Below are 24,870 nucleotides of genomic sequence, written 5' to 3'. Positions count from 1 at the left end.
GCCCGGCGATCCCGCTTACTTGATCCGGTCTGTGGTGATGCCGCGTTCGGTCAGGTAGGCCTGCACGCTCTTGCTGCCGGCAAGATGGCCTGCCCCGACCGCAATGAACACGGTGCCGGGTTCATCGAGCCGCACATCGATCCACTCGGCCCAGTTGGCGTTGCGGCTGTAGAGCAGGGCTTCGGCGACCGCCGGATCGCTCATGCTCTCGTTCATCATGGCCGCCAGCTCGTCTGCATCGCCCTTGGCCCATTCGGCCACCATCCGGTCGAGCATCGACTTGACCTCGTCCATGCCATCGACCGCGTCCATCATGAAGGCGACCTGGGCTTCGGTGGTCATGGAATCAAAGATACCAAGCTGGAATTCGGCCGTTTCCAGCGCGCCTTGCGGCTTGTCGCCAACCTTGGACAGCAGCACCTTTTCCACGCCTGCGCTGGGATCATAGCCCTGCTGCATAAGTGGCAACAGCGACAAGGTGAGGCCCGCAAGCCAGGGCTTGAACGGATCGAACGCGGCCGGCGGCGCACCAATCTTGGCCAGAGCGGCCTCGTAGCTGGTGGCCTGTTCCGGGGTCAGCAGCGAACGCAGGGTGGTGCCGGGCGCCAGCATGCCCTTGCTCATGGTGAGCTGCTGGAGCTCGGCCTCGCTTGCCTTGTCCATCGGGATTTCGGTGACGATCATGTCCGACCCGGTCAGCGCATCGGCGATGGTCGCATCATACCAGTCAATCCCCTCGGGCAGCACGTGGACGGTGCCGAACAGGTAGATGGTGGTGTCCTCGTCCGCGACCTTCCACAGCGCCGGGCCGCTGCTGGCAGCGGTTTGGGCGGCCGTTTCCGGCGCGGCTTGATTATCGGCCAGCGCGGGGCTGGCGGCGAACAGCACCAGCGGCGCGGCGGTCAGGGCAAGCAGATTGGCAAGTTTCATCGTGGATCCCTTTGGACTGTCAGAGGGTGTGGGTGAAAGTGGGTGGTTGAACAAGGGGGCTGGCACAAGGGAAATCAGAGCCGCCAGCGGGCGTAGAGATAGGACAGGCTCATCGAGACAAAGCCGATCGCGAAAATTCCGAAGGCATGGGGCGGCGGCACGAAACCGCCCGCGTGAAGCGCCGTCCAGGTCGGGAACCCGGCCATGACCGCGAGGAAGCCGCCGGCGTAGCTGACCAGACCATGTTCGCGCTGGTAATCATCGGCGAGGCGAAAACCATAGAGCGGAATGGCGAGAAAACCGGCCAGCAACATGATGGCGATCAGGACGGAGAGCGCAGGCGGCAGGCGCAGCAGGTCCCAATCGCCAGCCAGCAGATTGCCGTCGCCGTGATCGAAATACCCGGCGGCAAAGCCTGCAATCATCCCGACAACGCTGCTGAAGGCAAGGTAGATGACATAGCGTCGGCGGCGCTTGATGCTGCGCGCCTCGCCGGGGCCGAGAGGGGTCTTGCTGGCGAAGATCATGCACTTTCTCCGTCGTCGAAGATGTCTTCGATGGTCATGTCGAACAGGCGGGCGATGCGGAAGGCGAGGGGGAGGGAGGGATCGTGCTTGCCGGTCTCGATGGCGTTGACCGCCTGACGCGAGACATCGAGCCGCCCGGCCAGTTCGGCCTGGCTCCAGTCGCGTTCGGCGCGCAGCACTTTGAGACGGTTCTTCACGCGATCACACCCCCAGCGCGTTGGCCAATTTTGCAGCGATGGTGCCGATGGCGAAGCCTGTCATGGCAAGCATCGCAAACAGCTGCCATTGTTTAACACAGACGGGTTTGTCGTAATTGAACATCGAAACAGTCTCGCAATTTGATCGGTAGAACCGATTGATGGGTTGGATTGAACCTGATGTCAGGTTTCCCTGACTATATGTCGCGATTCGCTGACTATGTCAAGATACCCTGACTTTATGTCACTAGAGCCTGACCAGCGGCGACTTGCTCCCCGTCTTGCTGCGCTGCGGCATTGACGCTTTCGGGGCGTTCGGCCATGGCGAGCCGCCATGAGTGCCGACCTTGCCTTTGCCCCTGCGCCGCGCGATCCGGCGCGCTCGTTTCAGGACATGATCCTGACGCTCCACGACTTCTGGAGCGCGCAGGGCTGTGTCATCCTCCAGCCCTATGACATGCGCATGGGGGCGGGCACGTTCCACACCGCAACCACGCTGCGCGCGCTGGGGCCGGAGCCGTGGAATGCGGCCTTCGTCCAGCCCTGCCGCCGCCCGACCGACGGGCGCTATGGCGAAAACCCCAACCGGCTCCAGCATTACTACCAGTATCAGGTGATCCTGAAGCCATCGCCGCCCGACATTCAGGCACTCTACCTCAAAAGCCTCGCCGCGATCGGCATCGATCCGCTGGCGCATGACATCCGCTTTGTCGAGGATGACTGGGAATCGCCCACGCTCGGCGCCTGGGGGCTGGGCTGGGAGGTCTGGTGCGACGGGATGGAAGTCACCCAGTTCACCTATTTCCAGCAGATGGGCGGCTTCGACTGCAAGCCGGTGGCGGGCGAGCTCACCTACGGGCTGGAACGCCTCGCGATGTATATTCAGGGCGTCGACAATGTGTACGACCTCGCCTTCAACACGGCGGGCGTTTCCTATGGCGACGTGTTCCTCGAAAACGAGCGCCAGATGTCGAAGTGGAACTTCGAGGTCGCCGAAACAGGCGCGCTGTTTGATCTCTTTGCCAAGGCCGAGGCCGAGTGCCGCAATGCCCTTTCCGCTGGCGTGCCGATTGCGGCCTATGAACAGGCGGTGGAAGCCAGCCACGTGTTCAACCTGTTGCAGGCGCGCGGCGTGATTTCGGTGCAGGAACGAACCAGCTATATGGGCCGGGTGCGCGACCTCGCCCGCTCGTCCTGCGAGGCCTATGCCGAGAAGATGGCGCCCGAATGGCAGGCGAAATATCCGGGGTGGAGTCTCGTCTGATGGCCGACTTCCTGCTCGAACTGCTCTGCGAGGAAATCCCCGCCCGGATGCAAGCCGGAGCGCGCGCGGAACTGGAAAAGCTGTTCCGGCGCGAACTGGATGCCGCAGGCGTTGGGCCAGGCGAACTCACCATCTGGTCAACCCCGCGCCGCCTTGCGCTGATCGCACGCGACCTGCCGCTGGCAACCGAGGCGGTAAGCGAGGAAGCCAAGGGCCCGCCCGAAGGCGCACCCGATGCGGCGATCGACGGCTTCTGCCGTAAGAACGGCGTGACCCGCGAGCAGTTGACCTTGCGCGACGTGAAGGGTCGGATGACCTGGTTTGCGGTGATCGATCAGCCGGGCCGGGCGATGGCCGATGTCCTCGCCGCAGCGATCCCGGCGATCATCCGCGACTTTTCATGGCCCAAGTCGATGCGCTGGGGTGCGGCCTCGATTGCGACCGAATCCTCACGCTGGGTGCGCCCGCTTTCGGGCATTGTCGCGCTGCTCGATGGCGAAGTCGTGCCCTGCGAAGTGGACGGCATTTCCTCGGGCCGCGAGACCTTTGGCCACCGCTTCCATTCCTCGGGCGCGATCAGCATCGCCAGCGCGGATGACTACGCCGCAAGCCTGCGCGCCGCCCATGTGATCGTCGATCACGAGGAGCGCGCGGCCCTCATCCGCGAAGGCGCGGCACGGGCTGCGGCTGACGCGGGCCTGACGCTGGTCGCCGACGAAGGGCTGGTGGTCGAGAACGCCGGGTTGACCGAATGGCCCGTGCCGCTGCTCGGCCGCTTCGACGAGGCGTTTCTCGACGTGCCGCCCGAAGTCATCCAGCTGACCGCGCGGGTGAACCAGAAGTATTTCGTGTGCGAAGGGGCTGACGGCAAACTTGCCAACGCCTTCGTCTGCACGGCGAACATCGCGCCGCGCGATCCGGCAGTGGTGGTGGACGGCAACCGCAAGGTGCTCGCCGCGCGGCTTTCGGATGCGCGGTTTTTCTGGGAGCAGGACCAGAAGACGCCTTTGGCCGTCCATGCCGAGAAGCTGGCGCGCATCACCTTCCACGAAAAGCTCGGCACGGTCGCCGACAAGGTCGAGCGGGTGGCGAAGCTGGCGCGGTGGTTGGTTGAATCCGATATCGTCACCCCAGCGAAAGCTGGGGTCTCGGGCGGCGACGCGCTATCGTCCGAGATGCCAGCTTCCGCTGGCATGACGAAAGGAGTGTTGGCCGACATGGCCGAACAGGCCGCGCGGCTGTGCAAGGCCGATCTCGTCACCGAGATGGTCGGCGAATTCCCCGAGTTGCAGGGCCTGATGGGCGGTTATTATGCCGCGAAGGAGGGCCTGCCGCAGGAAGTGTCGGACGCGATCCGCGATCACTACAAGCCGGTCGGGCAGGGCGACGAAGTGCCGACTGCGCCGGTGACGGTGGCGGTTTCGCTGGCGGATAAGCTGGATACGCTGGCGGGCTTTTTCCTCATCGACGAGAAGCCAACCGGATCGAAAGATCCATTCGCTCTTCGGCGCGCCGGCATTGCAATTATCTCTCTCGTGATCCGAAACTCGTTGAATATGTCGATGGCGGCGACGCTAATGAAAGCGTCCTTCGGGGTGCTGGATTACATCTATTATCGTGAGCACGATCAAAAGCTTTCAACGATCAAGGACGTCTTCCCACTGCTCTCGGGGCCAGAAGGGGCTATCTCCTTATTGAAGGCTGCCTTCCCCAAAAGAGATGTTGTTGCCGATCCTACTGCTCCTCCAAAAGTCATCCAACGAGATCGAGAGAACGCAGCGCGCCTGCAAGAGATGGTGATCTTTCTGTTCGACCGCCTCAAGGTCCAGCAGCGCGAAGCAGGCGTCCGCCACGACCTGATCGACGCGGTGTTTGCGCTCGGCGGGGAGGATGATCTCGTCCGCCTGCTCGCCCGCGTCCATGCGTTGCAAGCCTTCGTCACCACCGAAGACGGCACCAACCTCCTCGCGGGCTACAAGCGCGCGGCCAATATCCTCAAGAAGGAAGGCTGGAGCGCGGCCGAGGCGACCCGCATCCCGGTAACCGGCGAGGAAGACCCGCTGGCGCAGGTCGATGATCCCGGCATGGCCGATATCGTCGCCGAGCAGGCCGCGCTGCGGGCCAGCGCTGTGCCGCCCCTTTCCTACACGCCCGAAGCCGCCGAAAAGGCGCTGATCGATGCGCTCGCCGTAGCTGCGCCTCGGGCTGCCGAAGCGGTGGAGGCTGAGCGGTTCGCCGACGCGATGGCTGCGCTGGCCACCTTGCGCGCGCCCATCGACCGGTTCTTTGAAGAGGTGACCGTCAACGCTCAAGAGGCGGATAAGCGCACCAGCCGCCTTGCCCTGCTGGCCGCTTTTCGCGATGCGGTGCACCGCGTCGCCGATTTCAGCCGGATCGAAGGATGAATTTTCGCGCCGCCCCGCAGTTCGTCGCTTTTGTGAAAAGCGTTTTGAATCAATGGGGCGGCGTCCATTGTGAAAGCGACACGGTGTCGCTTTTGTACACTTTGCCACGCCTGCGGGAACTGCCATGACAATGAAAACCGTCTACGTCTTCGGGGGCAAAGCCGACCACTCCGACCCGCGCCAGAAGGACAAGACCGTGGCCGGCGGCAAGGGCGCAAACCTTGCCGAAATGGCCAGCATCGGCCTGCCGGTGCCGCCGGGCTTCACCATCACGACCGAAGAATGTGTGGCGTATCTGCGTGATGGGGCAGACTTTTCCGAAGGCTTGCGAACTGCGGTGGCAGAGGCGCTGACCCATGTCGAGGCAACCGTGGGCAAGAATTTTGGCGATGCGGGTGATCCGCTGCTGGTGTCGGTGCGGTCAGGCGCGCGGGTTTCGATGCCGGGGATGATGGACACCGTGCTCAACCTCGGGCTGAATGATGCGACGGTGCAGGGGCTGGCGCAATCATCCGGCGATGCGCGGTTCGCCTGGGATTCGTACCGCCGTTTCATCCAGATGTATTCCGATGTGGTGCTGGGTCTGGATCACGGACTGTTCGAAGAAGCGCTCGAAATCGCAAAGGAAGACAAGGGCTTCTATAATGATACCGAGATGACATCCGAAGATTGGCAGGCGCTGGTCAGCCAGTTCAAGGGCATCGTCGAGGAAGAGCTTGATCGTCCGTTTCCGCAGGATGTGCACGAACAATTGTGGGGCGCGATCCGCGCCGTGTTCGACAGCTGGGATTCGGACCGGGCCAAGGTCTATCGCCGGTTGAACGACATTCCGGGCGACTGGGGCACCGCGGTCAATGTGCAGGCCATGGTGTTCGGCAACATGGGTGAAACCAGCGCCACCGGGGTCGCCTTCACCCGCGATCCGGCCACCGGCAACCGCGCCTATTACGGCGAATACCTCATCAATGCGCAGGGTGAGGATGTGGTGGCGGGGATCCGCACGCCGCAATATCTGACCAAGGCCGCGCGTGAGGCCGCCGGGGCAAAGCCGCTTTCAATGGAAGAGGCGCTGCCTGACGCGTACGCTGAGTTGGCGCGCGTGTTCGACCTGCTGGAACTTCATTACAAGGACATGCAGGATATTGAATTCACGGTAGAACGCGGCAAGCTGTGGATGTTGCAAACCCGTTCGGGCAAGCGCACCGCCAAGGCCGCGCTCAAGATGGCGGTCGACATGGTCGAGGAAGGCCTGATCGATGAACGCGAGGCGGTGCGGCGGGTCGATCCGATGGCGCTCGACCAGCTGCTCCACCCAACGCTTGATCCCAAGGCGGAGCGCAATGTGCTGACCACCGGTCTGCCAGCCTCGCCGGGGGCAGCAGCAGGCAAGATCGTGCTCGATGCCGACACGGCAGAGCAATGGGCCGGGCGCGGGGAAAAGGTGATTCTGGTGCGGGTCGAAACCTCGCCGGAGGACATCCACGGGATGCACGCGGCGCAGGGTATTCTGACCGCGCGCGGCGGGATGACCAGTCATGCGGCGGTCGTGGCGCGCGGCATGGGGCGCCCTTGCGTGTCGGGCGCTGGGGCTGTGTCGATCGACCGCGTCACGCGAGCGCTCAGGATCGGTACGACCGAATTGAAGGAGGGCGATTCCATCACCCTCGACGGGGCGACCGGGCAGGTGATGCTCGGTATCGTCCCCACGGTCGAGCCGGAGCTGGCGGGCGATTTCGGCACGCTGATGGTGTGGGCCGACAAGCTGCGCCGGATGAAGGTGCGCACCAATGCCGAAACGCCGGATGATTGCCGCATGGCGCGACAGTTTGGCGCAGAAGGCATCGGGCTGTGCCGCACCGAACACATGTTCTTCGAAGCATCGCGTATCAGCCTGGTTCGGCAGATGATTCTCGCTGACGACGAAGCCGGGCGCAGACGGGCGCTGGAACAACTGCTGCCCGAACAGCGCGCCGATTTCACCGCGATTTTCGAGGTTATGGCGGGCCTGCCCTGCACAATCCGGCTGCTCGATCCGCCGCTGCACGAATTCCTGCCCCACGCCGACGAGGATTTTGCCGAGCTGGCCGATGCGACCGGACTGGGGGTCGATCACCTCAAGCGGCGCGCGGGCGAGCTGCACGAATTCAACCCGATGCTGGGCCATCGCGGCTGTCGGTTGGGGATCACCTTCCCCGAAATCTACGAAATGCAGGCGCGCGCCATTTTCGAGGCGGTGTGCACGGTCAAGCAGACCAGCGGCGAGGCGCCGTTGCCGGAAATCATGATCCCGCTGGTGGCCACCAAGCGCGAACTTGCGATCCTGCGGGCACTGGTTGATCGGGTGGCCGAAGCGGTGTTCGCCGAGGTCGGCACACGGGTGGAATACCTTGTCGGCACGATGATCGAACTGCCGCGGGCGGCCCTGATGGCGGGGGAAATCGCCGAGGAGGGCGAATTCTTCTCCTTCGGCACCAATGACCTGACCCAGACCACTCTGGGCGTATCACGCGACGATGCGGCGCGGTTCCTCAGCGTCTATGTCGACAAGGGCATCTTCCCGCGCGATCCCTTCGTCAGCCTCGATATCGAGGGCGTCGGCCAGCTGGTCGAACTGGCGGCACAGCGGGGCAGGGCGACCCGGCCCGACATCAAGCTGGGCATCTGCGGCGAACATGGCGGCGATCCGGCGAGCATTGCGTTCTGCGAAAGCGTGGGCCTCGATTATGTCAGCGCCTCGCCCTACCGGGTGCCGATTGCGCGGCTTGCAGCGGCGCAAGCAGCGCTCAAAGCCTAGGTTCCGGAGAGGGATCTGCGCCCGGTCAGGGTGATGATCTCGAAGGTTTCGGCCGTTTTGCCGTCCGCATCGGCCTGACTGCCGAACGCTGCCCGCGCACGCTCCAGTGCGGCCTTGCCCAACGGCGGGCCGGCATTCGAAAGGGCGCCGGTCAGGCCATGGTCGCGCAGGTCGGACACAAGCTGGTCGAGCGAGGAATAACGCACGGTCAGGGTGTGGGTGTCGACCACCGGATCCTTCCACCCTGCGCGCTGGAGCAATTGCGGCACGGCGCGGGGATCGACCATCGGGTGAATGCGCGCGGCCGGGCGATCGCCATCGGCCGACAGCATTGCCGCACGCAGGCGCGGCAGGCTTGCTCCGCCAACGAAACTGGCAATTGCAAGACCGCCCGGCACCAGGCCATTGCGGATATGGATGAGCGCGCCGGGCAGATCATTGACGGCATCGAGCAGGCCGACCACGGCAATCAGATCGTAGCCCCCTTGGGGAAAGGGCTCCTCGATATTCCAGTCGGCCCCGTCAGAAAAATCCCCGTTGCAATGATCCAGCATCGCGCGGAGCGGATCGTGGCACATGCCCAGCACCAAGCGGCGCTTTGGCTCGTGCTTTACAAAGGCAATGCGTTCGGCTGTGTCGTCGCAGATATCCTGCCAGATGAACTGCTGGGCGCAAGGCATGGCCGCGCGAAGGTTCTGCCGCAAGATCCGCGACTTGACGCGACTGCGAGAGAAAATCCTTGGCACGCTCTGTTCGGTCATCTCCGCCCCCTGCCGCGCTTGCGTGCGCGACGCAAGAGGTGCACACCTGCGCGCATGAGGTGGGGGTCGCAACTTGCCGTGGGTCTGAGGCCGGTCGTCGATCTGGTCTATCCGCCACGTTGTCCTTTGTGCGGGGGAGCAATCGCCGCTCAGGAAGGGCTGTGCGGTGACTGCTGGAGCTTGCTCGATATTCCCGCGCGAGGGATTGCCGGTTGCGAGGAACACGGCGGCGTGGCCGTCCACGCGGCAACCTATTATAATGATGCCTCGCGCCGGCTTGTGCTGGCTTACAAGCATGGCGGCAAGATCACGCTTGCCGGGCTGCTGGCGCGGCTGATGGCGGCGCGATTGCCTGACCCAGCGCAGGCTGATCGCAAACCCCTGCTGGTGCCGGTCCCGCTCCATCGCTGGCGCTTGTGGCAGCGCGGGTTCAATCAGGCGGCGTTGTTGGCGCATGAGCTCGCAAGGCTGGGGAAGGGCGAGGTGCTGGTCGATGCGCTGATGCGCCAAAGACGCACGCCCAGTCTTGGCGGGTTGGGCCGCGAGGCGCGCGAGCGGGCGCTGGCAGGAGCGATTGCGGTCAATCCCAAAAGAGCCAGCGTCATTGCCGGGCGCGCTGTCGTGCTGGTCGATGATGTGTTTACCAGCGGCGCAACCACGCGCGCCTGCATCGCAGCTTTGGGCGGAGCGGGTGCGCGCAGCATTGCCGTGGCCTGTTTTGCGCGGGTCGACGAGGCTGCAACGATCAGGGATGTTTGGACAGGACCATCACGACGCGGCCTGCGTCCCGAAAACGAAACGCCCGAGGCCTTTTGAGCCTCGGGCGCCGCGTGACGAAACGGTTCGGATCCCCCCTTGCGGGCGGTGACGGCCAACCCCCTAGCTTGGCCATCGGGATCCTGTCCCTCATCGTTCAATCGGTCGCGCTGGCACCCCGCTGCCAGTCTGCGGCCCGATCGCCCCCTGAACCAGGCATCGGGCGATGCCGGTAATCGGTGGAGAACCCTTTGCAAGGTCCGTGCAACTATGTTCCACTCTGTCGCAGAAGGCGGAAGAGCAAACCTCCGCATCCGCAGCTTTTTGCAGGCTTCTGTTGTGAACGTGCAACAATCGAAGCATGAGCGCGGCGTTTCGTGATGATGCCTTTGCTGGCACTCTGCTGGCGTTGCCGATTTGCTGGAGATTTTATGGCTGACCAGTCTCTGACCTCTCAAGAGCGCGAGCAGGGTTCGCGGTTCGCTCCCAAGTTTGACGCCAGTGGACTGCTGACTGCGGTCGTCGTCGATGCACGGTCTGGTGAAGTGCTGGTGGTGGCGCACATGAACCTTGAGGCGCTCGATGCGACTCTGGCCAGTGGCAAGGTGCATTTCTGGTCGCGCTCACGCCAGTCGCTGTGGCTGAAGGGGGAGACCTCGGGCAATTTCCTCAACGTCGAGGAGGTGCTGGTCGATTGCGATCAGGATGCGGTGGTGATTCGCGCGCAGCCTGCCGGGCCGACCTGCCATACCGGTGCGCCCAGTTGTTTCTATCGACGGATCGAGAGCGGCGGGTCCGGGTCTGTTCTCGTAAAGGTCAAGACTTGACGCTCACGTAAAGGTAAGGTAGGGGTGTTGCATGGCTACTGCTCCTGCACAGAATTCCGCTTCGATGGCCGCCGAGGCCGAACCGCGCCGCAATGGTGCCCATCTCGATCGCCCAGATATTCACGCGCGCGAACAGTTCACCATTTCGGATCTCACTTCGGAATTCGGCTGTACCGCTCGTGCCTTGCGTTTTTACGAGGACGAAGGACTGATCAATCCGGCACGCGTCGGTCTGACCCGGGTCTATTCGAAACGTGATCGCGCGCGGCTTGCATGGATCATGCGGGCCAAGAATGTCGGCTTCAGCCTGACCGAAATCCGCGAGATGATCGACCTTTACGATCTTGACGACGGCCGCGTTGAACAGCGCCGCGTCACGATTGAGAAATGCCGTGCGCACGTGGCCAAGCTCAAGGCCCAGCGCGATGATATTGATTCTTCCATCAAGGAACTGACCGATTTCGTCGCCGAGATCGAGAAACTCGACCTCGGCTGAACCGCGCCGCTGTCTCAGCCAGTTATATCCGTTCACATTCACCGAAGGGATTCCGTGATGCCGACCTATACCGCCCCGACCCGCGACACGCGCTTTATTGTCAGCGAAGTGCTGGATCTCCCCAGCTACGGCAATCTGCCGGGTTTTGAAAACGCCACCCCCGACATGATCGAAACGGTCATCAACGAAGCGGGCAAGTTTTGCGCCGAGGTGCTTGCGCCGATCAACCAGGCCGGGGACGAGCATGGCTGCACCCGGCATGATGATGGCAGCGTCACCACCCCGCCGGGCTTCAAGCAGGCCTATCAGGCCTATGTCGAAAGCGGCTGGGGCACGCTTGCCCAGCCGGAGGAATTCGGCGGGCAAGGGTTGCCCCATGTGCTGGGCTTTGCAGTCGAGGAATTTTCCGGCACCGCCAATCAGGCATTTGCCATGTATCCCGGTCTTACTGCCGGTGCGATCTCCGCGATCCTAGCCAAGGGCTCGGACGAGCAGAAGGCGATGTATGTGCCCAAGATGATCTCGGGCGAATGGTCGGGCACCATGAACCTGACGGAACCGCATTGCGGCACCGATCTCGGCATGATCCGCACCAAGGCCGTGCCGAACGGCGATGGTTCCTATGCGATCACGGGCACCAAGATCTTCATCTCCGCCGGCGAGCATGACCTTACCAGCAACATCATCCATCTGGTGCTGGCCAAGACTCCGGGCGCGCCGGATTCGACCAAGGGCATTTCGCTGTTCATCGTGCCCAAGTTCATCCTCGACGACAACGGCGAACCGGCAGCGCGCAACGGCGTCACCTGCGGTTCCATCGAAAAGAAGATGGGCATTCACGGCAACGCCACCTGCCTGCTCAACTATGACGGTGCGACCGGTTATCTGGTGGGCGAGGAGAACAAGGGTCTGGCGGCAATGTTCATCATGATGAACGCCGCGCGCCTCGGGGTCGGCATTCAGGGCTATGCTCAGGCCGAAGTCGCCTATCAGAACGCTGTCACCTATGCGCTCGATCGCCGTCAGGGCCGCGCGCTGACCGGCCCGGCCGAGCCGGAAACCAAGGCCGATCCGATCTTCGTCCACCCGGACGTGCGCCGGATGCTGATGGATGCTAAGGTGTTTACAGAATCCATGCGGGCGCTGTGCCTGTGGGGCGCATTGCAGGTTGATCTGACCCACAAGGCGCAGACGCAGGAAGAACGCGATCAGGCCGATCTGCTGATCGGGCTGATGACCCCGGTTATCAAGGGATATGGCACCGACAAGGGCTATGACATCGCCAACAACATGCAGCAGGTTTACGGCGGGCACGGCTATGTGCGCGAATGGGGCATGGAGCAGTTCGTGCGCGATAGCCGGATCGCGATGATCTACGAAGGCGCCAATGGCGTGCAGGCGATGGACCTGTGCGGCCGCAAGCTGGCCGCGAACGGCGGCAAGGCGATCCAGGCCTTCTTCGCCATGATCGACGAGGAAATCGCCGCCGCCAAGCAGGTTGCCGAATTGAAAGATATGGCCGAACGGCTTGAAAAGGCGCTCGGCGAACAGAAGGCGGCGACCATGTGGTTCATGCAGAACGCGATGGCCAACCCCAACCATCTGGGCGCAGGCGCGCATCACTACATGCACATCATGGGGATCGTGACGCTGGGCTTCTTCTGGCTGAAGATGGCCAAGGTCGCGCTGGGCAAGCTGGCGGATGAGCCGGCGGACAAGGCGTTCTATGAAGCCAAGCTGGTTTCGGCAGGCTATTATGCCGAGCGCTTCCTGCCCGATGCCGGTGCGCTGCGGCGCAAGCTGGAAGCGGGCAGCGAAAACATGATGAAGCTGCCGGAGGAGGCCTTTGCCACGGCGGCCTGATCGCCCCTGCAGCAACAGAAAAACCGACGGGCCGCCCCGCTTCAGGCAGGGCGGCCCGTTGCTGTGTCAATGCCGCGCCGCCGCGCGCCAGTGTCCCGTTATTTCTGCGCCTCCTCGGCCACGACATAGAGATAATCGACATAGGCCATGGTTGCCTCGTCCAGACCATTCACCTTCGGGTTGCTGCTTTCGATCAGGAACCATTCGTTGGGCGCATGGGCCCCGCCGCCGCGGCTCAGGCCGAATTGCGAAGCGGGCAGATTGAGCGGCGGCCCGTTGAAGATGACCCCCGGCCAGCTGCCCGCGTTGCGCGGGCGGATCGAATAGGGGATGCCGTGTTCGTCGAACAACCGCTTCTGCGCGCGGATCAGCACGGCGTCCTCTTCGGTTTCGTTAGGGCCGTAGCCGCCGGAAATCGTGACCTCGACATCATCGAACCCGCGCTTGGCCAGATGCGCCTTGAGCTTCGATACCGCCTCGTCCTTGGTCATTGCCGGAACCAGACGGAATTCGAGCTTGGCCTCGGCTCGGCCCGGCAAAACGGTCTTGCCGCCGGGTCCGGTATAGCCTGCGACCAGCCCCTGGATATTGACGGTGGGCTGCGAGAAGAACCGTTCCAGACTGGTGAGGTAAGCCTCGTCGTCGATCCAGCGTCCGATCCCCAGTGATGCCTTTTGCTGGGCCTCGGGGTTGAGCTTTACGCTTTCGGCGATCAGCATCTTCTGCCGCTCGGTCAGCGGGCGGACATTTTCAAACCAGCCGTCGATCGCGGGCGTGTGCCCGTCATCGGCAACCAGCGTATCGAGCGCCTTGACCAGCCGCCATGCCGGGTTCTCGATGCGGGCATGGTTGGATGAGTGAATGTCGGATTTGGGATATTTGTCGGAGGTTTCCCCGCCCACCACCAGCTGAAATTCGACCGCGCCCTTGGCCCCCAAAGTGATATTGGCGCTGCCATCCTTGCTTTGTGCGGCGCTGGGAATGAACACGCCGATGGTCTTTGCCAGCGCAGCCTGCACTTCGGACACGGCCACGACCTGATCGAAATGGGTCGAGGCGACTTCCTCCTCGCCCTCGGCCACCAGCACGATGTTGACCGGCAGCTTGCGCCCGCTCGCCTGAATCGCCTTGAGCGCGGCAAGGAAGGCCATTTGCGGGCCCTTCTGGTTGACCGCGCCGCGTCCGTAGATTGCGACCCCTTCGCCGGGCCGCTCCACCAGCCTGCCTTCAAGCGGGGGCGAATCCCATTCCGCCGGATCGAACTGCTTCACATCATACATGAAATAGATGCCGATTGTGGTCGGTGCACCCGCATCCAGCGTTGCAAAGACGGCCGGCACGCCATCGGTCGGGATGATCTTCGCCTGCTGGAAGCCGGAATCGAGCGCGAGCTGCTTCATGTATTCCGCGCCCTCGGGCGTGCCGCGCTTTTCGGCGGCGATGGTGGGCAGGGCGATCCAGTCCTGCAAGGCCTTGATCGTCGCATCGTGATGTTGTTCGACCATGCCGGTAATCTGCGCGCGATCGGGCGTTTCCGCCGCAACCGGTGCCGCCGCCAGCGCAATCGCCGCCGCCATGCCCAAACCTGCCAAACCGCGTGTCATAGGGTTCTTCTCTCCTGTCCGATACGTGATTAGGTAACGACCGGCCACGCTTTGGCAACGCCTTTCGGTAGGGGGCATCTGCCAAGGCGCCGTTGCATCTGGCGATTGCGCAAGCGGTGCAAACTGCCATAGCATGTCGGCAAGCAGCCTGTTCCGGTGGTTCACGCCGGACGGCTGGCGCAAGGGAGAGACGGGGATAATGATACGGCACTTCTTCGCATTCACGGCGGCAATGGTGATGGCCGCAGCGCTGCCATTTGCCCCGGCGCGCGCCGATGAGGTGTTGGCGGGACAATTGCCCCCAGCGCTCCAGACGCAGCTGGCAGACCAGTATGATCAGGTGATCGCCGACCTTGTCCGCATCACCGAAACCCCGGCACCACCGTTCAAGGAGGACAAGCGCGCTGCGCTGTTCGCCCAGATGCTGCGCGATGCGGGGCTGGCCGATGTCACCATTGATGCCGAAGGCAATGTGATCGCGCTGAGGCCCGGGCGGGAGGATGTGCCGGTATTCGTGGTCTCGGCCCATCTCGACACGGTGTTTCCGGAAGGCACGCCGATCACAGTGACCCGCGATGGCGACCGCTTGCTGGCGCCGGGAATCGCCGATGACAGTCTTGGCCTTGCCTCGATCCTCGCATGGGCGCGGTTGCTGGAGGCGAATGACATTTCGACCCGGCAGCCCATCCTGTTTGTCGGCACGGTGGGCGAGGAAGGGGCCGGCGACCTGCGCGGCGTGCGCCACCTGTTCACCAGCGGGGCTTACAAGGACCGGATCGGCGCTTTCCTGTCGATCGACGGTGCCGATGCCGCCCGGATCGTGCATGCGGCGGTCGGATCGCGGCGTTACCGGCTCGCATTCAAAGGGCCGGGCGGACATAGCTACGGTGCTTTCGGGATCGTCAATCCGATGGCGGCAATGGCCGAGACGGTGCGCGGGATCTATGCCATCGAAGTGCCGTCCGAACCCAAGACCACCTATGCCGCGAGCCTTGTCAGCGGCGGCACCTCGGTCAATTCGATCCCTGACGAAATCCTGCTCGATCTGGATATGCGTTCAGGCGATCCGGCGGAGCTGATACGGCTTGAACAGGCAGTGCTGGCCGCAGCCGAAGCGGCGGTGGCAGGCGAAAATGCCGCACGCTCGGTCAGGGCCGGGACGATCACGCTGGAACCGCAACTCATCGGTGACCGACCGGCGGGTTCGACGCCCGCCGATCACGCCTTGGTGCAGACCGCGCTCGCGGCTTCGCGGGCCGCAGGCTTCAAGGCGCGGATCGACGATTCCTCGACCGATTCGAACATTCCCATGAGCCTCGGTATCCCGGCGCTGACCATTGGCAGCGGTGCTGGCGGCGGGCGTTCGCACAGCCTTGATGAATACCTCAACATTCCGCGTGAACGATTCGTAGCCGGTATGTCGGTCGGCTTCGCGATCATTCTGGCGCAGACCGGGGCGGAGCTGCGGTGAGGCCTATTCAAGCCCGCCCATGAAGCGCTGGCTCCCGGCCTTGACCCTTGGAGGCCCGCCGGCCGCGAGGCGCTCTGACAAAGTCATGCCGGTTTTGACGGCGATGGGTCGCGGACGTTCGGCGGGTGGCTTCTCGACCGCTTTTTCGATCTCAACCTCGCGCACGGGTTCCGGTGCCGGGGCAGGTGCAGGCTCAGGCGCATGTTCAGGCACGGGGGCAGGCGCGGGCGGCGGGGCGGCGACGGGCTGCTCCTCGGAGCTGGATGCCGTCAGGATCTTCTCGGCAACTTCTTCGACCGTGCCGACCACCAGCAGCGGTTGCCCGCCGATGATGCCGACGCTGGTCTGGCCGTTCTCGGCAGTGCGCAGCCACGCCACGTTCTCGGCCACGACAAGGTAATTGCCACCACGCGATTCGAGCTTGATGAATTTCATGACCGCCGTTTCCCGCGCACTCTAGCGAGCGCCTCGTAGTTCTGCCGTGGCCATAGCGCGTTCCGGTTAAGGAATAGGTTTACGCCGCCATCAGCCAGCCGCGACGGAGAGACGGCAGGCGGTCACGCAGCCAGTGGCGCCGCTTCGTCGATCAGGCCCATCAATGCCGTCCATGATTGACGGTCGGCGAGGGGGTGGAAAGCCGGATTGGGCGTGCGCCTAGGGGTAAGCGGATTGGTGAAACCATGCTCGACCCCGGCAAAGGACATGAACTGCCAGTCCGCACCCACCCGGTCCATCTCTTCCCACAAGGCGATCACATCGCTGCGCGGCACCAGCGAATCGGCATCGCCGTGGCAAATGAGGATGCGCGGAGTGATCGGCGCCGTCGCGGGCAAGGGCGTGGCCAGCAGGCCGTGGAAGCTCGCCGCCAGCGCCAGCCCGGCACCGTCGCGGGCCAGTTCCAGCACCGCCATTCCGCCGAGACAGAAGCCGACGGCAATCCGGGGCAGATCCGGCGCGACGTGCGTGAGCGCGGTCAGGCTGGCCCGCAGCCTTGTGCGCATCGCCAGAGGATTGGCGCGCAGTCGCTGCATCGCGGCAAGGGCGGCTTGCGCATCATGCGGCGTTTCGGGGCCGTAGAAGTCTGCAACCAGCGCGACACATCCCGCCTCGGCCAGCGCCAGTGCCTTGGCCTCGACGCCGGGGGTGGTGTTCATGAAGGTCGGGAACACTACGACTGCCGCACGCGCAGGGCCGGAAGGCCGCGCCAGCCAGCCGGTCAGCGCGACATCGCCATCGCGATAGGCAAGCTGTTCGAGGCTCATTCGACCGGCAGGAAGTCCGGCACCGAAAGATAGCGCTCGCCGGTATCGTAATTGAAGCCCATCACGCGCGACCCGGTGGCCAGTTCGGACAGCTTGCTGGCGATGGCGGCGAGGGTTGCGCCTGATGAAATCCCCACCAGCATTCCTTCCTCGCAGGCAGCGCGGCGGGCCATGTCCTTGGCCTCTTCCGCGCCCACGGTGATCGCGCCATCGATGGCTGCGGTGTGCAGGTTGCCGGGAATGAAACCCGCGCCAATGCCCTGGATCGGGTGCGGGCCGGGCTGGCCGCCATTGATGACCGGCGAGAGTTCCGGCTCGACGCCATAGGCCTTCATCGCGGGCCAGTGCTTTTTCAGTTCCTCTGCGCACCCTGTCAGATGGCCGCCGGTGCCGACCCCGGTGATCATCAAGTCGATCGGTGCGTCGGCGAAATCGGCGATGATTTCCTGCGCGGTGGTGCGGGCATGGATGGCAGGGTTGGCACCGTTGTCGAACTGGCTCGGCATCCATGCACCCGGCGTCTGCTCGACCAGTTCGGCGGCACGCTCGATCGCGCCTTTCATGCCCTTTTCGCGCGGGGTCAGGTCAAAGCTTGCACCATAGGCCAGCATCAACCGGCGGCGCTCGATCGACATTGATTCGGGCATCACCAGCACCAGCCTGTAACCCTTGACCGCCGCCACCATGGCGAGGCCGATCCCTGTGTTCCCACTGGTGGGTTCGACAATCGTGCCGCCGGGCAGGAGCGCGCCGCGGTTTTCCGCATCCTCGACCATGGCCAGCGCAATGCGGTCCTTGATCGAACCACCCGGATTGGCGCGTTCCGATTTCACCCAGACCTCGTGGTCGGGGAACATCCGCGCGAGGCGGATATGCGGGGTTCCGCCGATGGTGGCGAGAATGGAGTCGGCTTTCATGTCAGGCCTCCTGATTATTCTTTGTGTTGTTCCGCTTGTAGCACGTCAGGCGGCGGATCGAACGTCTTCGTCGTTCGCAAGACGGGAAAGATGCGGCTCCACAGCAGCATTGTTACAATCGCGCCTGCGCCGCCTGCAACCACTGCTGCGACGGGGCCGATGAAAAAGGCCAGGCTGCCGGAGAAGAAATCGCCGCCCTCGTTCGAGGCGCTGATGCTCAGCAGGCTGACCGAAGACACCCGCCCGCGCTTGTCATCGGGGGTGTGAAGCTGGATCAGGGACTGGCGGATATAGACACTGAACATGTCCGCCGCCCCGACAATGAACAGCATCGCAAGACTGATCGGCATCGATGTCGACAGGCCGAAGATGATGGTTGCCACCCCGAAGATTGCCACCGATGCGAGCATCTTGGGGCCGACATTGGTCTTGATCGGCCGCCACGAGAACCACAAGGCTGTCACCACAGCGCCGACCCCCGGCGCTGCAGCGAGCAGCGACAGCCCGACCTCGCCGCTCTGGAGGATGTCACGGGCATAGACCGGGAACAGCGCGGTCGCGCCCGCAAGGAACACCGCGAACAGATCAAGCGTGATCGCGCCCAGCACCATCTTGTTGCGCAGAATATAGGACAACCCGTCAAGCACCTGACCGATCGGGCGCACGTCCTTGCGCAGCGGCGGTTGCGGCACCTGCCCGATCAGGCCAAGACCAACCAGGGCGGCAGCAAACAATCCGGCAGCAATGGCATAAGGCAGGGCAGGCGCGGCGCGATAGGCGAGGCCGCCAATCGCCGGGCCGGCAATCATCCCGACCTGCCACGCGATGGAGGATAGCGCGATGGCCGTGGGAAGGATGGCATGGGGCACCAGATTGGGGGCCAGCGCGGACATTGAGGGCCCGGCAAAGCCGCGGGCAACACCCAGCACGCCGGCCACGGCATAAAGCACCGTGATGCTCGTCATGCCCTTGGCCGTGGTCCAGGCCAGCACCATTGCGCAGACGAATTGCAGCATCACCGTCAACTGGGCGAGCCGCCTGCGATCATAGCGATCAGCCGCCAGCCCGGAAAAGGGCGTCAGCACGAATAGCGGCAGAAACTGGAACAGGCCGATGAGGGCGAGGCTTCCGGATGCCTCGGCAACGCTCTGCCCCGAATCGCGCGCCAGATTGTAAGCCTGCCAGCCAATGATCAACAGCATCGCATACTGGCCAAGGGTAAGCGCAAGACGGCTTGCCCAGTAGCAGCGGAAATTGTGGACCCGGAAAGGATGGTTGGCAGGTTCGCTCACGCCGCCGCCCATGGCAGGGTGCATCAACGCTGCCAAGCCAGCGAAACTTGACGATTGCAAGGCTGGCCTATTGCAGGGTGTTCGGGATAGCGATTGAGCGCGCGCTCAGCGTGAGCGACGCAGGCGCGGGTTGGGCTGGAGTTCGTCGATAATGGCGATGAAATCATCGAGCCGGATGATCCGTTCGAACTGAAACCCCGCCCGCGAATCGCGGGTCCAGATCACATAGGCCTCGATCCGCCCGACAATCGGCAGGCGGATGATGATGCGATCACCGCGGACAAGGTGATGCAGGTCATCGATCATGAAACCGTGGGCGGACAGGTTGCAGACGTGCAGTTTCAGGTCGCCATGTTCGAAATGTTCGACGATCACGGGGTAATCGACCGGGTGCCGCGCGGCGCGGCGCATATCGGTAACGCTAAGATTCGCTCCGCCTGCCACCCCTGCGATTCCTCCGTTGTGCAATCAGGTCCGCTACGGGAATTGCCGGAGAAAGGCTTAGAATTGGTAAAGGCCGCCAAAGCGGTGCCGAAACGTCAGCGCCGCACCAGCGCGTGCCGTTTCTTGCCAAGGCTGAGCCGCAGGGTCTGCCCTTCAGCCGGAAGGACAAGCTGCGCAGGATCGGTGATGGTCTCTCCCTCCAGCTTCACTGCGCCTTCGGCCAGCTTGCGCTTGGCCTCTCCGTTCGAAGCGGTCAGGCCCAGTTCGGTCAGCAAGGCGGCGATGCGCATTCCTTCGGCGCCGGTTGCAAGGCTGGGCAGATCTTCGCCCGCGCCGCTCCCGGCGAAGGTTTCGCGCGCGGTGGCTTCGGCGCGGGTCGCGGCCTCGGGCCCGCGCACCAGCCTTGTCACCTCGTTGGCGAGCACAGTCTTGGCCGCGTTGATGTCCGCTCCTTCAAGCGCTTCGAGCCGGGCGATCTCGTCGAGCGGCAGATCGGTGAACAGGCGCAGGAACCGGCCTACGTCGCGGTCATCGACATTGCGCCAGTATTGCCAGAAATCGTAGGCCGGGAGCTGCGCTTCGTTCAGCCATACCGCCCCGCTCGCGGTCTTGCCCATCTTGGCACCATCGGCGGTGGTCAGCAGCGGCGTGGTGAGGCCGAACAGCTCGCGCCCTTCCAGCCTGCGACCGAGCTCCATGCCGTTGACGATATTGCCCCACTGGTCGCTGCCGCCCATCTGCAGGCGGCAGCCGTAGCGCCGCGCCAGCTCGACAAAGTCATAGGCCTGCAGGATCATGTAGTTGAATTCGAGGAAGGTGAGCGGCTGTTCGCGTTCCAGCCGGAGCTTGACCGAATCGAAGGTCAGCATCCGGTTGATGGTGAAGTGCGGGCCCACGTCGCGCAGCAGGTCAATATAGCCAAGGCCCGAAAGCCATTCGTCATTATTGACCATCACCGCATCGGTCGGCCCGCCCATTTCCCCTGCAGGTGCGAAGGTCAGCAGCTTTTCGAAAACAGTGAAGATCGATGCGATATTGGCGTCGATGATATCGGGGGTCAGCAGCTTGCGGCTTTCATCCTTGCCCGAAGGATCGCCGATCTTGGTGGTCCCGCCGCCCATCACCACGATTGGCTTGTGCCCGGCCTGCTGCAAGCGGCGCAGCATCATGATCTGCACCAGACTGCCGACATGGAGCGAAGGCGCGGTCGCATCAAAGCCGATATAGCCCGGCACGATCTGCTTTGCGGCCAGGGCATCAAGCCCGGCGGCGTCGGTCGTCTGGTGGATATAGCCGCGCTCGTCGAGCAGGCGCATCAGGGCGGATTCGTAGCTGGTCATGGGGGCCGCGCTTAACAGCGGGGAAGGGCGACGGGAAGAGACTTGCCCGATCCCCGTCCGGGCGGCATGGCAGGTTGATGCACCCGCTCATGCTTCACCAGACCTGCAACCTTGGTCCAATCCGCGCCGTCACCGCCTCCGTCACGGCTACAGCGCAAGGCTGCGAGGCCGAATTCCGGCTTGATGGCAAGATCCCGGCGATCATCCTGCCGCCCGCGGTTGCGCCCGTGCGAAGGGACAATCTGTGGAAGACCACCTGTTTCGAAATCTTCTGGCAGCCGCTGGGCGGGACCTGGTACCGCGAATTCAACCTCTCCCCCTCGGGGTGCTGGGCAGCCTATGATTTCGATTCCTTCCGCGAAGGCATGCGCGATGCGCCGGTTGATGCGCTTGCGATTTCTTGTGTGCATGATGACGAAGGATTGGTGCTGAAGGCCAGCATCGCCGCCGAATTGCCAGCGCCTGCGCAGGTCGCCCTCAATGCGATTGTCGAACATCCCGATGGCGGGATGCAATTCTGGGCGCTGGCCTTCCCGCCGGGCAAGCCCGAGTTCCACTCCGAAGCTTGCCGCCAGCTGATTATCGAGCGCTGAGGCCTTCCTTGCCGAACGGGGCGTTCAGTTTCACGATCGTGGCGTTGAGCACGAAGGCGAAACTCACCCAGATGAAATAGGGCGCGTTGAGCCAGCCTGCCAGGCTATCCCCTGCAAGACGCGGCAACACCACCATCAGCGCGGTGACCGAGCACCACAGCAACACGTTTTCCGCTAGCGCCCAGTCGGGCCGCTTGAGTTTGAAGAACAATGGCGACCACGCGAAATGCAGCACGAAATTCGCGCCGAACAGGACGAACACCGCGGCCCGCGCCTCGGGTGAGGGGGCCTTGGTCAGGCCGATATAGAAACTCCAGCCGGCCAGCCCGAGGATCGTGGTCCAGGCCGGGCCGAACAGCCAATCGGGCGGCTGCCAGCGCGGCTTTTTCAACTCGCGATACCATTGTCCGATGTCGGTCAGCGCGCCGCCCGCGCCGCCAAGGATGATTGCCCAGGCGGCGGCGATAAGGGCGTTGGTCCAATCCATGCAACGGCATATAGGGATTGCCCGCGCAAATGCCATTGCCTTTGCCGCGGCGCTGCTTCAACCCGTCCCAGTATGAAGACAGGAATTGACCGGCTGATCGCCGATCCCGCACTGCTTGCGCAATTGAAGGGCCGCCGCGTGGCGCTGGTGGCGCATCCGGCGAGCGTTACCGCTGATCTCACCCACAGCCTTGATGCGCTCATCGCTGCTGGCGTGAGTATCTCCAGCGCCTTCGGCCCGCAGCACGGGCTCAAGGGCGACAAGCAGGACAATATGGTCGAGACTGCGGACGAGTTCGATCCGCATTACCGCATCCCGGTCTATTCGCTCTATGGTGAGGTGCGCAGTCCGACCCCGGCGATGATGGCGAGCGCGGATGTGTTCCTGTTCGACCTGCAGGATTTGGGCTGCCGGATCTACACCTTCGTCACCACGCTGCTGTATTTGCTGGAAGAAGCGGCAAAGGCGGGCAAGGAGGTTTGGGTGCTCGACCGGCCCAATCCCGCGGGCCGCCCGGTGGAGGGCACCCTGCTGGTGCCGGGGCAGGAAAGCTTTGTCGGCGCTGCGCCGATGCCGATGCGGCACGGGCTGACGATGGGCGAGATGGGCCACTGGTTCATCGCGCATTTCGGCCTCGACGTCGCTTACAAGGTGGTGGCGATGGAGGGCTGGCGTCCGGACGACGATGGCGGCTTTGGCTGGCCGACAGCGCGACTGTGGATCAATCCATCACCCAATGCCGCCAACGTCAACATGGCGCGCTGCTATGCCGGCACCGTGATGCTGGAAGGCACCACGCTGTCAGAAGGTCGCGGCACCACGCGGCCATTGGAAGTGTTGTTCGGCGCGCCCGATATTGACGCCAAAGCGGTGCTGACAGAGATGCAGCGCCTAGCGCCGGAGTGGCTGACGGGCTGTGCATTGCGCGAATGCTGGTTCGAACCGACTTTCCACAAACACGCAGGAAAGCTATGCAATGCCTTGATGATACATGCAGAATCTGGTTTCTACAACCATCATACCTTCCGCCCGTGGCGGTTGCAGGCGCTGGCGTTCAAGGCGATACGGCGGCTCTATCCCGATTATCCGCTGTGGCGCGATTTCCCTTACGAATATGAACATGGCCGGCTTGCGATTGACGTCATCAATGGCGGGCCTGCGCTGCGCCAGTGGGTCGATGATAGCGCTGCGATGCCGGATGATCTTGACGTCATGGCGTCACATGACGAAGCGGCATGGGTCGCCGAGGTGCGCGGGCATCTGCTTTACGGCTGACGTCTGTCTGGCAAGGGCAGCACAGGGATGGCGAGCATAATCGCCACCGAACGAGAGGAACAACGAATGGCATCCACAACGGGCACCATGCCCGGCGCGCGTTCTGTCAGGGTCACCCTGTGGGTTCTGCTGACTGTCTACATCTTCAATTTCATCGACCGCCAGATCGTCAACATTCTCGCCGAACCTATCGCCCAAGACCTCGATCTCAGCGACACCCAGATCGGGTTGATGACAGGGCTTGCCTTCGCGCTGTTCTACACCGTGCTTGGCATCCCTATCGCCCGGTTTGCGGATCGATCATCGACCAGCCGGCCCAAGGTGATCGCAATCGCGCTTGGCGTGTGGTCGGCGATGACCGCGCTGTGCGGGCTGGCGCAGAATTTCGGCCAATTGCTGCTCGCGCGTATCGGCGTGGGCGTGGGCGAGGCCGGCTGCACCCCGCCCGCGCATTCGCTGATCAGCGACATCGTGCCGCCCGAGAAGCGTTCGTCGGCTCTGGCCTTCTATTCGCTCGGCATCCCGGTCGGCACGCTGCTGGGGATGATCATCGGCGGGACGCTGGCCGATTATGTGGGCTGGCGCGAGGCTTTCGTGATTGTCGGCCTGCCGGGCGTGGCGCTGGCGTTGCTGGTGTGGTTCGTGCTGAAAGACCCGCGTCAGGCCGATGCGGCAACGATCCTGCGGGGCAAGAACCAGCCCGCCGCGCTGCCGATCAGGCAGGCGCTTAAGGAGGTGATGGGATCACGGGCCTTCGTGCTGCTGCTGTTTGCCGGGTCAGCGGCCTCGTTCCTCGCCTATGGCAAAACTACGTGGACCACGATTTTCTTCCAGCGCACCCATGATCTTTCTCCGGGACAGGTTGGCCTGTGGTTTGGCCTGCTGAGCGGGTTTGGAGGGATGCTGGGGACCTTGCTGGGTGGTTATCTGGCTGACCGGTTCGGCGCGATCAAACGCCGCCACGTGCTGAGCGCTCCCGCAATCGGCATGGCGCTGACGGTGCCGCTGGCGCTGGCGGCCTATCAGGCACCGACATGGCCGCTGGCGCTGGCCTTGCTGTTCATCCCGACCGTGTTCAATTCGCTCTATTATGGCCCGACCTATTCGGCGGCGCAGGGTCTGGTGCCGCCGCGCGCGCGGGCCATTGCGGCGGCGACCCTGCTGTTCTTCCAGAACCTGATCGGGCTGGGGCTGGGGCCGCTGTTTTTCGGGATGCTGTCAGACCTGTTGCAGCCGACCTACGGCGCGGAAAGCGTGCGTTACGTGCTCTATGGCGCAGCGTTTCTGGGGTTGGTGCCGGCGTTCTTCTTCTGGCGGTGCAGTCTGCACTTGGAGCGCGAGCTTGATCAGAAGGGGTGATCGGGA

Annotated in this window: 23 protein-coding genes; 11 read left to right on the top strand and 12 right to left on the bottom strand. The window is 63.5% G+C overall.

Annotation, left to right across the window (positions count from 1 at the left end; translation table 11 throughout):
• Nucleotides 1–15: 15 nt before the first annotated feature.
• The 3 genes from BUA05_RS05740 to BUA05_RS05730 form a co-directional block, all read right to left on the bottom strand.
• The gene (locus BUA05_RS05740) at nucleotides 16–930 is read right to left on the bottom strand and encodes a TraB/GumN family protein (RefSeq protein WP_072673697.1); all 915 of its coding nucleotides are present in this window, start codon (nucleotides 928–930) and stop codon (nucleotides 16–18) included.
• A 74-nt stretch (nucleotides 931–1,004) separates the two neighbouring features.
• Nucleotides 1,005–1,457: a hypothetical protein gene (locus BUA05_RS05735; protein WP_072673696.1), complete on the bottom strand. Its 453-nt coding sequence runs from the start codon at nucleotides 1,455–1,457 to the stop codon at nucleotides 1,005–1,007.
• Complete coding sequence (locus BUA05_RS05730) at nucleotides 1,454–1,654, bottom strand: helix-turn-helix transcriptional regulator (RefSeq protein WP_072673695.1); 201 nt, start codon at nucleotides 1,652–1,654, stop codon at nucleotides 1,454–1,456. Before BUA05_RS05730 ends, BUA05_RS05735 begins: the two co-directional genes overlap by 4 nt.
• A 334-nt stretch (nucleotides 1,655–1,988) precedes the next feature.
• On the opposite strand from BUA05_RS05730, the gene BUA05_RS05725 reads away from it, so the two are divergent.
• The 3 genes from BUA05_RS05725 to ppdK all read left to right on the top strand — a co-directional run bounded on the left by BUA05_RS05725 (nucleotide 1,989) and on the right by ppdK (nucleotide 8,117).
• Nucleotides 1,989–2,918: a glycine--tRNA ligase subunit alpha gene (locus BUA05_RS05725; RefSeq protein ID WP_072673694.1), complete on the top strand. Its 930-nt coding sequence runs from the start codon at nucleotides 1,989–1,991 to the stop codon at nucleotides 2,916–2,918.
• Complete coding sequence (glyS, locus tag BUA05_RS05720; RefSeq protein ID WP_072673693.1) at nucleotides 2,918–5,323, top strand: glycine--tRNA ligase subunit beta; 2,406 nt, start codon at nucleotides 2,918–2,920, stop codon at nucleotides 5,321–5,323. Before BUA05_RS05725 ends, glyS begins: the two co-directional genes overlap by 1 nt.
• Before the next feature lie 130 nt (nucleotides 5,324–5,453).
• Nucleotides 5,454–8,117, top strand: coding sequence for a pyruvate, phosphate dikinase (gene ppdK / locus BUA05_RS05715; RefSeq protein WP_425429514.1), 2,664 nt, complete (start codon nucleotides 5,454–5,456; stop codon nucleotides 8,115–8,117).
• Here the strand turns inward: ppdK and BUA05_RS05710 are convergent.
• Complete coding sequence (locus BUA05_RS05710) at nucleotides 8,114–8,878, bottom strand: methyltransferase domain-containing protein (protein ID WP_072673691.1); 765 nt, start codon at nucleotides 8,876–8,878, stop codon at nucleotides 8,114–8,116. The two genes, ppdK and BUA05_RS05710, sit on opposite strands and share 4 nt — an antisense overlap.
• A 54-nt stretch (nucleotides 8,879–8,932) precedes the next feature.
• Between BUA05_RS05710 and BUA05_RS05705 the strand changes: the two genes are divergently transcribed.
• The 4 genes from BUA05_RS05705 to BUA05_RS05690 all read left to right on the top strand — a co-directional run bounded on the left by BUA05_RS05705 (nucleotide 8,933) and on the right by BUA05_RS05690 (nucleotide 12,820).
• Nucleotides 8,933–9,694, top strand: coding sequence for a ComF family protein (locus BUA05_RS05705; protein ID WP_072673690.1), 762 nt, complete (start codon nucleotides 8,933–8,935; stop codon nucleotides 9,692–9,694).
• A gap of 371 nt (nucleotides 9,695–10,065) precedes the next feature.
• On the top strand, nucleotides 10,066–10,461 hold the full coding sequence (gene hisI / locus BUA05_RS05700) for a phosphoribosyl-AMP cyclohydrolase (protein WP_072673689.1): 396 nt from the start codon (nucleotides 10,066–10,068) through the stop codon (nucleotides 10,459–10,461).
• Between the two features lie 31 nt (nucleotides 10,462–10,492).
• Nucleotides 10,493–10,957: a MerR family transcriptional regulator gene (locus BUA05_RS05695; protein ID WP_084662487.1), complete on the top strand. Its 465-nt coding sequence runs from the start codon at nucleotides 10,493–10,495 to the stop codon at nucleotides 10,955–10,957.
• Between the two features lie 57 nt (nucleotides 10,958–11,014).
• Nucleotides 11,015–12,820 carry an acyl-CoA dehydrogenase C-terminal domain-containing protein gene (locus tag BUA05_RS05690; RefSeq protein ID WP_072673687.1) on the top strand — a complete coding sequence of 602 codons (1,806 nt, stop codon included), beginning with the start codon at nucleotides 11,015–11,017 and terminating at the stop codon, nucleotides 12,818–12,820.
• Between the two features lie 98 nt (nucleotides 12,821–12,918).
• Here BUA05_RS05690 and BUA05_RS05685 read toward each other — a convergent pair whose 3' ends face one another.
• Nucleotides 12,919–14,424: a M20/M25/M40 family metallo-hydrolase gene (locus tag BUA05_RS05685; RefSeq protein WP_072673686.1), complete on the bottom strand. Its 1,506-nt coding sequence runs from the start codon at nucleotides 14,422–14,424 to the stop codon at nucleotides 12,919–12,921.
• Nucleotides 14,425–14,623: 199 nt separating this feature from the next.
• Here BUA05_RS05685 and BUA05_RS05680 point away from each other — a divergent pair, with 199 nt between their 5' ends.
• Nucleotides 14,624–15,895 (top strand): M20/M25/M40 family metallo-hydrolase, encoded by a 1,272-nt coding sequence (locus BUA05_RS05680; RefSeq protein WP_086616521.1) that lies wholly within the window; start codon nucleotides 14,624–14,626, stop codon nucleotides 15,893–15,895.
• A gap of 3 nt (nucleotides 15,896–15,898) precedes the next feature.
• Here the strand turns inward: BUA05_RS05680 and BUA05_RS05675 are convergent, their stop codons facing one another.
• The 6 genes from BUA05_RS05675 to tyrS form a co-directional block, all read right to left on the bottom strand.
• Nucleotides 15,899–16,330 carry a hypothetical protein gene (locus tag BUA05_RS05675; protein ID WP_072673685.1) on the bottom strand — a complete coding sequence of 144 codons (432 nt, stop codon included), beginning with the start codon at nucleotides 16,328–16,330 and terminating at the stop codon, nucleotides 15,899–15,901.
• A 122-nt stretch (nucleotides 16,331–16,452) separates the two neighbouring features.
• Complete coding sequence (locus BUA05_RS05670) at nucleotides 16,453–17,157, bottom strand: dienelactone hydrolase family protein (protein WP_072673684.1); 705 nt, start codon at nucleotides 17,155–17,157, stop codon at nucleotides 16,453–16,455.
• The gene (cysK, locus tag BUA05_RS05665) at nucleotides 17,154–18,074 is read right to left on the bottom strand and encodes a cysteine synthase A (protein ID WP_072673683.1); all 921 of its coding nucleotides are present in this window, start codon (nucleotides 18,072–18,074) and stop codon (nucleotides 17,154–17,156) included. Before cysK ends, BUA05_RS05670 begins: the two co-directional genes overlap by 4 nt.
• A gap of 14 nt (nucleotides 18,075–18,088) precedes the next feature.
• Nucleotides 18,089–19,390 (bottom strand): MFS transporter, encoded by a 1,302-nt coding sequence (locus BUA05_RS05660; protein ID WP_245790099.1) that lies wholly within the window; start codon nucleotides 19,388–19,390, stop codon nucleotides 18,089–18,091.
• 81 nt (nucleotides 19,391–19,471) lie between these two features.
• On the bottom strand, nucleotides 19,472–19,810 hold the full coding sequence (locus BUA05_RS05655; protein ID WP_178139146.1) for a PilZ domain-containing protein: 339 nt from the start codon (nucleotides 19,808–19,810) through the stop codon (nucleotides 19,472–19,474).
• Between the two features lie 95 nt (nucleotides 19,811–19,905).
• Complete coding sequence (gene tyrS / locus BUA05_RS05650; RefSeq protein ID WP_072673681.1) at nucleotides 19,906–21,150, bottom strand: tyrosine--tRNA ligase; 1,245 nt, start codon at nucleotides 21,148–21,150, stop codon at nucleotides 19,906–19,908.
• A 77-nt stretch (nucleotides 21,151–21,227) separates the two neighbouring features.
• Between tyrS and BUA05_RS05645 the strand changes: the two genes are divergently transcribed.
• Nucleotides 21,228–21,743: a DOMON domain-containing protein gene (locus BUA05_RS05645; RefSeq protein WP_072673680.1), complete on the top strand. Its 516-nt coding sequence runs from the start codon at nucleotides 21,228–21,230 to the stop codon at nucleotides 21,741–21,743.
• On the opposite strand, the gene BUA05_RS05640 is transcribed toward BUA05_RS05645, so the two are convergent.
• A complete protein-coding gene (locus BUA05_RS05640) occupies nucleotides 21,730–22,230 on the bottom strand; it encodes a TspO/MBR family protein (protein ID WP_072673679.1) in 501 nt (166 codons plus the stop codon). The two genes, BUA05_RS05645 and BUA05_RS05640, sit on opposite strands and share 14 nt — an antisense overlap.
• Before the next feature lie 72 nt (nucleotides 22,231–22,302).
• On the opposite strand from BUA05_RS05640, the gene BUA05_RS05635 reads away from it, so the two are divergent.
• Nucleotides 22,303–23,505, top strand: coding sequence for an exo-beta-N-acetylmuramidase NamZ family protein (locus BUA05_RS05635; protein WP_072673678.1), 1,203 nt, complete (start codon nucleotides 22,303–22,305; stop codon nucleotides 23,503–23,505).
• 66 nt (nucleotides 23,506–23,571) lie between these two features.
• Entirely contained in the window at nucleotides 23,572–24,864 is a 1,293-nt protein-coding gene (locus tag BUA05_RS05630) for a spinster family MFS transporter (RefSeq protein ID WP_072673730.1), read from the top strand.
• Nucleotides 24,865–24,870 lie beyond the last annotated feature (6 nt).

This window comes from Erythrobacter sanguineus (assembly GCF_900143235.1).
GTDB classification, from domain to species: domain Bacteria; phylum Pseudomonadota; class Alphaproteobacteria; order Sphingomonadales; family Sphingomonadaceae; genus Erythrobacter; species Erythrobacter sanguineus.
The sequence above is the reverse complement of the archived record's forward strand: the minus strand, read 5'-3'. Positions and strand labels throughout refer to the sequence as shown.